Below are 12,138 nucleotides of genomic sequence, written 5' to 3' on the forward strand. Positions count from 1 at the left end.
GATCCTTTTCTCGGTTCGGCGTTAGAGTTCAAAGCCACCGATCGTCATGCCGCCATCGACGGTCAGCATGTGTCCGGTGACATAGGAGGCGGCGTCGGAGGCAAGCCAGATCGCGGCGGCCGCGATTTCCTCCGGCTTGCCGCCCCGTTTGGCGGGGATGGCATTTTGAGCAAGTGCCGCAAAGCCCGGGTTTTGTTGGCTATTCGCCGCGACCATGGGTGTTTCAGTCCAGCCGGGCGCAATCGCGTTGACGCGGATGCCATGCGCTGCATTTTCCATAGCGACGACGCGGGTCAGTCCCTGGACGCCGTGCTTGGAGGCGGCGTAGGCACTCATGCCACCAGGACCGGTCAGCGCCGCGACAGAGGCCGTGTTGACGATCGAGCCACCACCACTGCGCTTGAGGAGCGGGATCTGGTACTTCATTCCGAGAAAAACGCTTTGCAGATTGACGGCTATGACCCGCTGGAAATCCTCGATGGGATAGTCCTCGATCCGCTTTGCCGGACCAGTGATGCCGGCATTGTTGAAGGCTGCGTCAAGCCGGTCGGAGGTGGACTGAATCTGCTCGATCCAGCCTACCATCTGACGTTCGTTCGATACGTCAAATTCGGTGGCGAACGCCCGGCCATCTTCAGCGCGGATGAGCTCGGCGGTTTCGGCAAGCCCGTTAGCATCGCGATCGGCGATATGCATAGTCGCCCCTTGCCGGGCCAGATCGAGCGCGATGGCGCGACCAATTCCGGAACCTGCACCGGTGACTGCGACGACCTTTTTTGAAAATAGCGAGGTCATGCCACCTCCTTGCCAACCGATCGCGATCGGCTGGTCTGGTTAGACGGGTTTTGGGGGTTGGTTAGACGCGTGCTGCGACGAGTGCGGATGCGGTGCGGGCGACAATCTCGCCCTGATGGAAGGCGCCTTGAAGATCGATCTGTGACGGCTGGCGAGAACCGTCGCCACCGGCGATCGTCGTTGCGCCGTAAGGGGCGCCGCCAACAATCTCTTCCATGCTCATTTGTCCCTGATGGCTATAGGGCAAGCCGACGATGATCATCCCGAAGTGCATGAGGTTGGTGATGATCGAAAATAGGGTGGTTTCCTGACCACCATGCTGTGTGCCGGTGGATGTGAAAGCTGCGCCCACCTTGCCATTTAGGGCACCGCGCGCCCAAAGGCCGCCAGCCTGATCGAGAAAGCCGGCCATCTGCGACGACATACGGCCGAAGCGGGTCCCGGTACCGACAATGATTGCGTCGTAGTCGGCGAGTTCAGCCACGGTCGCGACTGGCGCTACCTGATTGATCTTGAAGTGCGCCTTGTCAGCGATTTCGAGGGGCACGGTCTCCGGTACCCGCTTGATCGTGACCTCTGCGCCGGTGCTTAGAGCGCCTTCAGCGATCGCAGCGGCCATCGTCTCAATATGGCCGTAGGACGAATAGTAGAGAACGAGAACCTTGGTCATTTGCTTGTCTCCGTCGAGTGTTGCTGTCGATGAAGCCAAAATGCGGGTTTCGTTCATTTCGGAAAAGCCGGATAAAATCGTCGCTTACGATCGAAAAATTCGAAATGCTGGAGCTCTTCCAAACGGTAAACGATCGGCCAAAGACGCTGCCTTCGACGTCGCCCTACTAAGACGCCATCCGCTCGCGGCGCAGCACCATTCCAGCGTGGTAGAGGACACCATCAACAAACTCGCCATCGGCGGTAAACCCAGTGTCGTCGACATAGTCGATGTGGTTACCGATAACGGTATAGCTGCCCTGATAAGCGCTCTCCCTCTTTCCGCACGCCTCGTCGTATCGTCCGTCGGGGAGAAGATTGTGGCGTATGCGGCCGTCGGCGGTAACCCACATGCCTACGTAAGGGTGAATCTCGGCCATCGTATTTCTCCTAAGGTTGGGTAGAAGGTCGGTGAAGGGGCAGCGATCATCATGATCAGGGTTCCACGACAGGAGATTGCCCGCGACCCGAGCCCGGCGGTAGACAAGCCCTCCAGGAAACTTGCCCGTTTCTACACATCATCGCCGTCCAATGACGGAAGCCGCCCAGATGCCTCCTCTGTGCGGTAATGGTGGCCCTTCGATCCCCAGGCACAGAGTCGAGGGAACCACCTGAGCACGCTTGGAGGAATAGGCAATTCTGGCGGAGGTCCGTTCTACCGGTCTCCGTCGGGGACTGACTAAATTTCCTCTTGTGCCCAAGCACAATGCCGCAGAAAGCGAGAGGATAGTCATTATGAGCAAAGTCTGGTTCATCACGGGAGCCGCCCGCGGTATCGGGATGCAGGTTGCAAAGGCCGCACTGGCGGCCGGCGACAAAGTCGCTGTAACTGGTCGCAACGTCGAGCAATTGGCTGAAGCCTATCGCGAATTCGGCGGCGATGCGCTTCCGCTTAAACTCGATGTATCCAACGAAGCGGAAGCGGAAGCAGGCGCAAAGGCTGCAACCGATCATTTTGGACGTATCGATGTCCTCTTGAACAATGCAGGCTTCGGGCAGCTGGGGCTGTTCGAAGAAATTGGTGCAGCGGCGATCGTCAATCAGTTCAACACCAACGTTTTCGGTCTGTTCAACGTGACACGGGCGGTACTTCCCATCATGCGCCGCCAGCGAGCGGGCCACATCTTGAATGTCTCTTCTATCGGTGGATCCCTTGGCTTTGCAGGCTCGACAATCTACTGCGCGACGAAGTTTGCGGTGGAGGGGTTTTCGGAATCACTCGCCCAGGAGACCGAGCAGTTTGGTATCAAGGTCTCAATCGTCGCACCTGGCTTTGTTCGCACCGATTTCCTCGACAACTCGTCTGTCCGCTATGGCGACAAGTCCATCGAGGACTATGCGGCGCTGTCGGAGCAGATCCGTTCCACCTACGACAGCTACAGTCATAAGCAGGCAGGCGATCCTGCGAAACTGGCCGCAGCGATCGTATCTCTGTCACAGCAGACACAACCACCTCTGCGGCTTCTGACGGGCTCTGACGCAGTGGAGATGGCGAGTGCCAAGCTTGGGCGCGCCAAAGCCGAAATCGACACGTGGCACGATCTGTCCGTTTCGACTGACATTATAGAGTGAAGCCAGATCATACGGCGATGCTGACCTCGCAAGGAAGCGAGGTCGGCATTCTGTTTTCCAGACGGACCATGGACAACGTTCGCAGACTTGGCGACATGATCGAAGCCCAAACGGGCTCGAATGGTGTCTTCGCCACATCTATGCCCAGCGTTTTCCCGATTTAGGCGTCGGAGCCCACACAATCGGTTCATACGCTGTATGGACCGAGCATCTGCTTGGTCGCGCAAGGCGGCAAGCGCGTTGAATGCGGTGGTCATAAGCCCACCTACATCTCAGGATTCGCGCGCTCTCATTGAGCCGGACATCTAGCTCATGCAGGAATCCTCACTGTCGCATACATACTCAATTCCCAAGCGCGCAGAGAAGAGGTTAGCGCCTTTCAGGCCCTCAGTTGAGTTGGAAAACGCAATTTTCCGCCTCATCCGGCTACTTGATAACCCGAGGGACATCAACGTTCTGGGCCTTTGGTTGAGATCGAAATCCTTTATCATATCGGGCGAGCGATGCCCGCGTTCCGTCAATTGGCTATCTCGAACTCAATAACTGGCCGAACCGCGGAAGCGGCGAATTATCTCCGCCGTCATTTTCGCAAAGAAATGTCGCTGCACCGTCTAGCAGGTCACGCAAGTATGACAACGCGTTCGTCTCGTGCGAATTTTTCCAGGCTAACCGGATAGAAACCCGAAAATTATAAGAGGATGCTGCGAGTTCAGGAGGCCCGGCGGCTGATCTCCCTCGGCGTGCGGCCGGAAGCCGGTGCCAGATCTTCCGGCTACACCGATCAATGCGAATTCGGGGCCGACTATGCGACCGCGTTTGCAGCAATGCCCTGCATCGAGGCGGTTTTGCTTGCGCACCACATCAGCGGTCGATCTTGAAGAATAGGATCCACGTAAGGGGCGGGGCTGGCAGCGCCGCCTCGGCTTCGAAATTCTATTGCCACGTTGTGGCCGGCATCGACCTCATCTTCTCGACGTCCTTCTTCGGGGGTAGTCCGTACATTCGCGCATATTCGCGCGAGAACTGAGACGGGCTTTCATAACCGACGCTGAAGCCGGCGGAAGCGGCATCGACCGCCTGGGCGATCATCAGTCTGCGCGCTTCCTGAAGCCGGATTTGCTTCTGGTACTGCAATGGGCTCATCGCGGTGACCGTTTTGAAGTGCTGGTGGAATGACGAGACGCTCATGTTCACTTGCGCGGCGATATCCTCGACCCGCAGAGTTCGCTCATACTGGCACCTGATAATTGCGACCGCCTTGTTGATCTGACTGAGCTTGCTCTCCGCCATTGCGATCTGACGAAGACGGTCGCCTTGGTCTCCCAAAAGCAGGCGATAGAGAATTTCCCGTTCGGCAAGAGGTGCCAGGACCGCTCGATCGCTGGCGCGGCCGGACTCAAGCAGTTCCGCCAGGCGCAGGATTGCGCCAAGAAGGTCTGTCGGCACGTCGCTGACCGCGATGCCGCGCTGCGGCTTTTCGTTGCGGATGCCGGCGGGAATGGCCGCGCCGATCACATCAGCGATCGCCGCGGGCTCAAGATCAAGGCGTAGACATAGATAGGGTTGGTCTCGGGAGGCGCTGAGGATCTGGCCGGCGATGGGCAGATTAACGCTCACAATGAGGAACTTCATCGGGGCGTAGACGTAAGCTTCGTGCGCAAGCGTCGTCTGCTTGCGGCCTTGGGCCACGAAACAAACAGCTGGCTTATGGAGGATGGGAATCGGCTCGGTCGGAGTGGTTGAACGCAGAATATTCAACCGCGCTATACCCGTCTCGTTTACCCCGTCGACCGCCGCGTTTTTTGCCAGGATGCTAGCCAGCCGTTCAATCATCTGTGTCTCGAATTGCGATGCTTGCCAGAAACGTAGCGGCATTCGATGCTGCCGACAACCATCTCGGCCCATTGTGAATTCGGTCTCCGCCTCAATTGTAGCCGCGGTTTTCGACGATCGCACTCGTTCGGATGGGCATGGCGAACTCGTGTAACCTAAGAGGATGCCGCCCGTCGGGCGGGCGGCTCCATTTGTCAATCCTTAAGCAGGTTTAGAGCGACGAGCGCCTGTCCGAAATGCTGGAGAGAGCCGGAGTCTTTGAAGCTGCCGAGATAGGAAGGCGCAAAACCGAGGCGAGCGATCAGGTCAGCGACCTTCTTGCTCGCTTCCGGAAAATTGCCCGACAGGAACAACACGCGTCTACCGCTTTCCTTGACGGGATCCGCAGCCAGAACAGCAGCCGGGAGCGTGTTGAACGCCTTCACGAGCTCAGCGCCGGGGAACAGTTCAGCGACGATTTCCGAAGACAGGCGGCCGCCGAGATCGCGCGGCTTGAACGCAGGAAAATCGATAGCATTCGTCGCGTCGACGATGGTGCGACCACCCCAGGCCGACCTTCTCTTGGCAACTTGCGGTACGGCATCATACGGTACGGCCAAGATAACGACGTCGGACTGAAGAGCTTGCTCTAGTTCCACAGCCTTCACCGTGCTGCCGAATTTGTCGGTGATCGTCTGAAGCGAAGCCGGGCCGCGTGTGTTGGCGATAACGGCATCGATGCCTGCGGCGTGGAAACGTTCTGCCAGTGCAGAGCCGATCGCGCCAGAACCAATGATTGCATATGTCGTCATAGTCGTTCTCCTTTGATAGGCTGAGATTTTCAGTCGAAGTTGTCGGGGAGGGGAATGAACTCGTCGTCGCCGGGCACGCCGGGGAATTGCCGTTCGCGCCATAGATTGACGGCATGGCGGATGCGCTCTTGATCGGTGGCTACGAAATTCCAGCGGATGAAACGCTTTTCCGGAAGCGGTTCTCCTCCAAACGCAAGGAATCTGGCTGGCTCCCTCGCCTTCACTACGATTTCTGAGCCGGGCTTGAACAAGATGAGACGGTCGGGGCCGTGGGTACCGTCCTGGCCGGCGATCTCGATTGCGCCGTTGACGACGAAGATCGCTCGCTCGATATGCTCGCCGTCGATCCTGTACCGGGCGCCCGCCTGAAGCTGAATGTCGGCGGAAAACAGATCAGAGAAGGTGGCGGCAGGTGAGCGCCGGCCGTGCAAGGTGCCGGCCAGAAGCTTCATATTGATGCCCTCGCCACTAACCTTCGGCAGTTCGCTGATGCTTAGGTGCTGGAAAAGTGGTGCCGTCTCTTCAGACTGTTTCGGAAGGGCGATCCAGCTCTGCAAGCCTGTGAGCTTCCCTCCGTCCTTGCGAATGTGTTCCGGCGTGCGTTCGGAATGAACAATGCCGGAGCCGGCCACCATCAGATTGACCTCGCCTGGGCTGATCGACTGCACGTAGCTTTCGCTATCACGATGCAGCAGTTCACCCTCGAGAAGATAGGTGAGGGTTGATAGCCCAATGTGCGGATGAGGTCGGGTGTCGATCCCTTCGCCGGCCCCAAAGCGGACCGGTCCGAAACTGTCGAGAAATATGAACGGTCCGACCATCTGGCGCATAGCGGCGGGAAGTGCGCGGCGGACGGCGAAACCTCCAAGGTCTCGGCTCGAGGGCAGAATGACCTGTTCGATGTCGGCGTTCGACAAATAGGACATTGTCAGCTCCGGCGGTTGAATTTCGATGAGCTGAAAATAAGTCCACTAGACGTTTCGGAAAACTCAGATAATTTCGGCGAAAACGATCGAGGAAATCGAAATGTCAGATCCCGGCCAGCCTACGCTGGATCAGCTAAAAGTCTTCATCACCGTGGTTGAAACGGGGAGTTTCGCGGCCGCGTCCCGCAAGCTGAACCGAGCTACTTCAGTCATCAGCTACACGATCGCGAATCTTGAAGCGCAACTGGGCGTGACGCTATTCGATCGGCTATCGACGAAGAAGCCGCAGCTAACCTTAGAGGGCAGGACCGTCCTTGCTGAGGCGAAGAGCGTTGCTCATGGCATCGACAATCTTCGCGCCAAGGTGAAGAGCATGCTCCGCGGCGTGGAGCCGGAAGTTCACCTAGCACTTGATGTCATGCTGCCGGCTGCCCGCGTCATGGACGCGCTGAAGGCGTTTCGGAAGGAGTTCCCGAGCGTATCTCTTCGCTTGTATGTTGAGGCGCTCGGAGCGGTCACTCAGATGGTGCTGAACCGAAACGCCGGGATCGGCATTAGCGGCCCCCTCGATGTCGAAGTCGCAGGGCTTGAACGCATCGGCGTGGGGTTCGTCAAACTGATACCGGTGGCCTCGCCTGACCATCCTCTGGCGGGCGGTTCACAGCCGCCTGGGGCCGCACGAAGGCACATCCAGTTGGTCTTGACCGACAGGTCTCCGCTCACTCAGGGACATGAGTTTGCTGTTGTCGGAAATCACACGTGGCGTCTGGCCGACCTGGGCGCAAAGCATATGCTTCTCAAAGAGGGCATTGGTTGGGGCAACATGCCCGAGCCGATGGTACGTGATGATATCGTGGCGGGTCGTCTCGTGCAGCTCGACCTTCCCGACTGTAAAGGCGGCCCGTATCGCCTTCAAGCAGTGTATCGCACCGACACGCCCCCTGGCCCTGCGGCCAGTTTCCTGGTCGACCATTTCCGAAATCAGGATGTGGATGAGCCAATCGCCGCTGCTTAACGGACGCGTTTGAACCTCTCCGGCTCACGGCTTCGACGCTTGGCGTAGGGTGCTTGAAGCGCATTATCATTCTCAAGATGGGAACGACGCCATCAGGCGAACCGGGAGGTGCTTGGTTTCGTTCCTGTTTGGGAGATCCTAACTGAAGTGCAACGCCGGATCGGGCGGTCCGGATCATGCGATGTCGGATTGTCGGCCGAGGTGGCGCGATCAGTGGCTGGGAAGGCGGCCCGAACGATCAGGATCGGCACTGTATATCCAGCAACAACCGGCGTGCTGCCGGCGTTTCTCGCCCGCATCGGCCGGAAGTTTCCCGATGTGGCGCTGCATGTCAGAAGCGGCTCGACGTCAGACATCATCCGTAGGCTGGAAAACGGCCAGATCGCGCAAATCGGACGACACATCTGCCGCCGGCGACGCGGCAATTCCAAATGAAGCCTTCAGCATCCACGCAGGAGCCGTTCGGCAGACATCGCTCAAAACCAGAAAGTATCGCGGTTTTGGGTATCCAGTCGCGAACGAGGGGAAGGTCCCTCATGGCACGTATCAGCAGGACCGGCCCCTTCGCCAAATATCGCCGAACGCATTCTTCCCCTCGATCCTGATCGTCCATTCCACAGCCATCGTCGCCTGCTGCATCGAGGGAACCAAGAGGCCCCACCGGCAAATGGAAGTGCGTGCGCCCTCAAGGAAAGTTACCGGTCTAGTTTCAAGAGCGCAGCCATATACGGCGAGGATCAACTTGGATCGGCGCCCATGACAAGTCCCTCGATGTCGTGCTTTTGGGTAATCGGCACGAGCTCGTCCACGACGCGGCAGACGAGGTGCTTCTTGCCGATTTCCGGCAGTGCATCATACCAGTCCCGCGTGACCATCATGTCGTGCAACTCTGCATGCCCGGCCCCCGGCCTGTCCACACCCAGCACCATGACGGGTCGAGCGATAGGGGACTGATGCTCCGTGCCTCGGTGCACCGTCAGCGCCGAGCGGCAGGAAATGTCGCCGCGCTGCGGATACTTGCGTGTCGCACGCTCTTGAAACCGGCCCCAGAGCGCCTTGTCCGGGAACATTTCGTGCTTCCATTCCCGGCCATCGTCATATTGCGTTCCCGGCGCCACTTCGAACGGTCCCATATCCTCGGTGACGTCAACGCCGGTGAGGTTGAAGGCAAGCGAGGTAATCTGGTGGTCTCGATAGGTTTCTACGGGCGAGGGGAAGTCGCGGTGCCACGGCTGGTATTTCGCTCCCTGGAACGGCACGTCGAGGCCTATCTCTACGATCTGGTAGTCCGATCCAAGCACGTTGGTGCAGACCTCGACCACCCATGGATGGGTGATGAGATCGACGAAACCGCGGAAGGCCTGGGGATGGATTTCGACATACCAGCGGCGCGGTCCCCGGCCGACCGCGCCGCCGGGCCTTTGAATGGCCGACCAGAAGGCCGTCATCATGTCCTCGTGCATATCGTCGGCCCAGGCCAGACTAAAAGCACCCTTCAGCCCGATGATGCCGTCTGCCGCCAGCTGCGCCACCTGCGCAGCAATATCGTAGTCGGGTGCTGGCTTCGTTTTCATCCGGTCTCCTCCCAATTTTCAACAAGGCTACTGCGACTAATAAATATTAGTCAATGGCCGATTTTTATTAGTTGGTGTAGAGAGGGCAAAACGGGGGCGACATGAGCGGTGGAAAAACGAAGACACGCGTAACCATGATGGATGTGGCCAAGGCGGCCGGCTGTTCGCAGGCGACGGTCTCGGTGGTTCTCAACAATGTCACGGACATCAAGATATCCCCTGAGCTTCGGGCGCGCGTGCTGGACGTCGCGCATAGGCTCAGCTACGGGCTTGCGAGCCCTATCCGTCGCGCGGGCCTTGAGGATCTTCGCGGCGAGTGTATCGGCTTCATCGTCGATCAGCTCGCGACGACCCCGGAAGCCGTCAACGCCATCGAGGGCGCGCGGCACGCTTCTTGGGAGAATGATGTCACAATTCTCGTGGCGCAGACGCAGGGACGGGCCACGCATGAGCGCAAAGCGGTGGCCAGCCTTCTGCAGGCCGGTGCGCAGGGGATCGTCTACATGTCCGTGTTCACCCGCCGCATATCGCTCGACCCGGTCTTCGAGGACCTTCCCGTTCCGCTCGTGCTGCTCAACTGCTATACCAGCGATAACCGTTTTCCCGCTGTGGTTCCTGATGAGGTGACCGGCGGGCGCATGGCGACGGCGACTCTTATCAGGAAGGGGCATACACGCATCGCAACGATCGTCGGCGAGAGCTTCATGGAGGCGGCGCAGGATCGCCTCGCGGGCTATCGTGAGGCGCTGGCGGAGGCGGGGCTGCCCTATGATGACGGCCTGGTGGCCGAAGGAAACTGGACACCGACATCCGGCTTCGAGGCTACCCAAAAACTCCTGTCGCTTCGAGAGCCGCCGACGGCGATCTTCTGCCAGAACGACAAGATGGCGATGGGCTGCCTCATGGCGATTGGCGAAGCAGGTCTGCGCGTTCCGCGGGACATCTCTGTCGTCGGCTACGATGACGACGAACTGTCGCGCCATCTGCGGCCGCAACTGACCACCCTGGAGCTTCCGCACCGGCCGATGGGCGCCTGGGCGATTGAGCACCTTGCAAAGAAGCCGCGCTCAGGGCATCACAACCTAAAAAAGCTCGGATGCACGTTGGTCGTCCGGGGCTCGGTCAGTCGCAAATCGGCCTGACATGATGAAGGCGATTGGGTAATTATTTCAGCGGACGAAAATCTTGGAAATTGCACTCGAAGAGAGCGCAAGACCAACTGGAACGCATCGATCTACTGGCCCACAGGACGCTATCGTGCACGAGCTTGCGGTTCATACCGTAGGCGTACCGACTGGATGTTGCGGCGGTGGGCCTGTCGCGCGCCTATTTAAATCCACAAGTAGGCCTCCCATAGCCTGCCCAGACAGAGCAAGACGAACTAGGGGAGGCCAGCGCTTCGGCGGTTGGAGGTTACGGTGCGACGGCTTCAAAATCGCCGGGCGTCCAGCTCTTGTCAAAAGCCGCCTGCTCTGGTCCGTAGATGCGGATGTAGGCAAACCAACCCTTGCCGGGCGATGTCTTGATCCACCGGTTTTCGCTGTCCTTCGGCTGTTCCGGGCCGAAGAACAGGCTGAGCGGTTCAGAGCCTTTCACGTCCTTCAGTTCGAACAGGGAGCGCAGCGCCGCCTTGTCCTGATCAGTCTGCACCTGAGAGCGGGTGGCGGAATCGTAGACAGTAACCGACCAGAACAGCTTGCCCGGCACGGGTTGCGGTATCGTCAGTCTGTAGTTCTTGCCGCCGTCGAGATACGCTCCCGAACTGTCGCGTGCGCCGAGCCAATAGAGGGAGCCTGCTCCGGCATCGCGCCGAAACATTGCCGGAGAAGCGACGATCGCCTGCGCAAACCAGCGATCGCGCGCTTCGAGGTCGATACCGGCGGGCGTTTCGAACTGCGCGTTGTCCGCAACGAGGCCGGCCCATTCCCATTGCCGGTCTGGCCAGTTCTTGCGGTCCGGCCGGTCGCTGTCGAACGCGGAAACCAGCATCTGATCGCGACCCTGCCTTGCAGCCTGCTCCAGCACCGCCTTTGTGCGGTCATCGGGATTGAACGGCTTGCCTTTTTCAATGCCGAGTTCTGCAAGCAGACCGTACATCGGCAGGAAGGCGGGGTTGGCGGTCTCGGCATCGATGACGCCGTGCAGGACTTGCCAGAACTGCAGATTGTCTTCCCAACGCAGCGATGAACTGTCCATCGCCTTTTCCGTGGTCTCGATCACTTCAAGCGGCTTCGGATTGTCGGCCTGCGCAAGCGGATAGATCTTGACCGACCGCAGGCCGTCCAATGCCTTCTTGACGTCGCCGCCCACCGGCAGGGCGCGAAGGGCGATAAGGTTCTTGATCGAGGTGGAGCGACCGACGAAGTACCCTTCGGGCACCGAGCCATCATAGCCCGGAGGCAGGACGAGATGTTTGCCGCCCTTGCCCTTGTCCGGCCCCGGCAGGCCCATGTCCTGAACCCAGCCCTGGTTGTGATCGTCCACCAGCCCGATGAAGGCACCTTCCGGAAGCTCGATGACCATGGGACCGTTCGACAGATCGAGAACGCCCGAACCGTAGGGCGTATCCGAGTTGAGCGTGAAGCCGACCTGGCGCGGTCCTGTCGAGGCGATCCCCCATTGTTTGCCGTCTTCGATCCCGACATTCCGGTTGCCCTGGAATATGCCTTCAACTGATACGGTCGGATACCAGAACCGATAGGCGACAAGGGCGCGCTGCAGCAGAGCGTCCGCGCGCACCTTCTGCGTTGCTTCCGGCGTCGGATAACCGCGCTCGAACGCATAGGGGGATGCCGCTGTTGCATCCTGCGACAGGGCCGGAGACGAGTAGGCGAAGGTGAGCGCTAAAACTGCGAGTGAGGCGCGATAATACATGCGGACTTCCCTTTGTATGAACGGGTGGACGACGGTGGCGGCGACAGGCT

11 protein-coding genes and 2 pseudogenes are annotated in these 12,138 nt (G+C 59.2%); 5 read left to right on the top strand and 8 right to left on the bottom strand.

Annotation, left to right across the window (positions count from 1 at the left end; translation table 11 throughout):
- Positions 1-21: 21 nt before the first annotated feature.
- From BLU15_RS20345 to BLU15_RS20355, 3 genes are all read right to left on the bottom strand, one after another.
- Entirely contained in the window at positions 22-795 is a 774-nt protein-coding gene (locus BLU15_RS20345) for an SDR family NAD(P)-dependent oxidoreductase (protein WP_090297509.1), read from the bottom strand.
- A 61-nt stretch (positions 796-856) separates the two neighbouring features.
- Entirely contained in the window at positions 857-1,465 is a 609-nt protein-coding gene (wrbA, locus tag BLU15_RS20350) for an NAD(P)H:quinone oxidoreductase (RefSeq protein WP_090297512.1), read from the bottom strand.
- A gap of 166 nt (positions 1,466-1,631) precedes the next feature.
- Complete coding sequence (locus tag BLU15_RS20355) at positions 1,632-1,883, bottom strand: Atu4866 domain-containing protein (RefSeq protein WP_090297515.1); 252 nt, start codon at positions 1,881-1,883, stop codon at positions 1,632-1,634.
- Between the two features lie 355 nt (positions 1,884-2,238).
- On the opposite strand from BLU15_RS20355, the gene BLU15_RS20360 reads away from it, so the two are divergent.
- Together BLU15_RS20360 and BLU15_RS40860 are read left to right on the top strand one after the other, a co-directional pair.
- On the top strand, positions 2,239-3,075 hold the full coding sequence (locus BLU15_RS20360) for an oxidoreductase (protein ID WP_090297518.1): 837 nt from the start codon (positions 2,239-2,241) through the stop codon (positions 3,073-3,075).
- 179 nt (positions 3,076-3,254) lie between these two features.
- A pseudogene (locus BLU15_RS40860) lies at positions 3,255-3,371 on the top strand (hypothetical protein); the annotation flags it as partial.
- Positions 3,372-4,008: 637 nt separating this feature from the next.
- On the opposite strand, the gene BLU15_RS20370 reads toward BLU15_RS40860, so the two are convergent.
- From BLU15_RS20370 to BLU15_RS20380, 3 genes are all read right to left on the bottom strand, one after another.
- A complete protein-coding gene (locus BLU15_RS20370; protein ID WP_090297826.1) occupies positions 4,009-4,908 on the bottom strand; it encodes an AraC family transcriptional regulator in 900 nt (299 codons plus the stop codon).
- Positions 4,909-5,102: 194 nt separating this feature from the next.
- Positions 5,103-5,801, bottom strand: a complete 699-nt coding sequence (locus BLU15_RS20375) for an NADPH-dependent F420 reductase (RefSeq protein ID WP_143034236.1) — start codon at positions 5,799-5,801, stop codon at positions 5,103-5,105.
- The gene (locus BLU15_RS20380; protein WP_090297527.1) at positions 5,729-6,625 is read right to left on the bottom strand and encodes a pirin family protein; all 897 of its coding nucleotides are present in this window, start codon (positions 6,623-6,625) and stop codon (positions 5,729-5,731) included. The genes BLU15_RS20375 and BLU15_RS20380 overlap by 73 nt, the downstream gene beginning before the upstream one ends.
- A gap of 100 nt (positions 6,626-6,725) precedes the next feature.
- Here BLU15_RS20380 and BLU15_RS20385 point away from each other — a divergent pair, with 100 nt between their 5' ends.
- Positions 6,726-7,640, top strand: coding sequence for a LysR family transcriptional regulator (locus BLU15_RS20385; RefSeq protein ID WP_090297530.1), 915 nt, complete (start codon positions 6,726-6,728; stop codon positions 7,638-7,640).
- A gap of 180 nt (positions 7,641-7,820) precedes the next feature.
- A pseudogene (locus BLU15_RS40025) lies at positions 7,821-8,024 on the top strand (LysR family transcriptional regulator substrate-binding protein); the annotation flags it as partial.
- A gap of 353 nt (positions 8,025-8,377) precedes the next feature.
- On the opposite strand, the gene BLU15_RS20395 reads toward BLU15_RS40025, so the two are convergent.
- Entirely contained in the window at positions 8,378-9,214 is an 837-nt protein-coding gene (locus BLU15_RS20395) for a phytanoyl-CoA dioxygenase family protein (RefSeq protein ID WP_090297536.1), read from the bottom strand.
- Between the two features lie 101 nt (positions 9,215-9,315).
- Between BLU15_RS20395 and BLU15_RS20400 the strand changes: the two genes are divergently transcribed.
- Positions 9,316-10,356 carry a LacI family DNA-binding transcriptional regulator gene (locus BLU15_RS20400; protein WP_090297539.1) on the top strand — a complete coding sequence of 347 codons (1,041 nt, stop codon included), beginning with the start codon at positions 9,316-9,318 and terminating at the stop codon, positions 10,354-10,356.
- 271 nt (positions 10,357-10,627) lie between these two features.
- On the opposite strand, the gene BLU15_RS20405 is transcribed toward BLU15_RS20400, so the two are convergent.
- Positions 10,628-12,088, bottom strand: coding sequence for a DUF1254 domain-containing protein (locus BLU15_RS20405; protein ID WP_090297542.1), 1,461 nt, complete (start codon positions 12,086-12,088; stop codon positions 10,628-10,630).
- Positions 12,089-12,138 lie beyond the last annotated feature (50 nt).

The sequence above is a fragment of the Ensifer sp. YR511 genome (genome assembly GCF_900103045.1).
In the GTDB taxonomy this organism is placed as follows: domain Bacteria; phylum Pseudomonadota; class Alphaproteobacteria; order Rhizobiales; family Rhizobiaceae; genus Ensifer; species Ensifer adhaerens.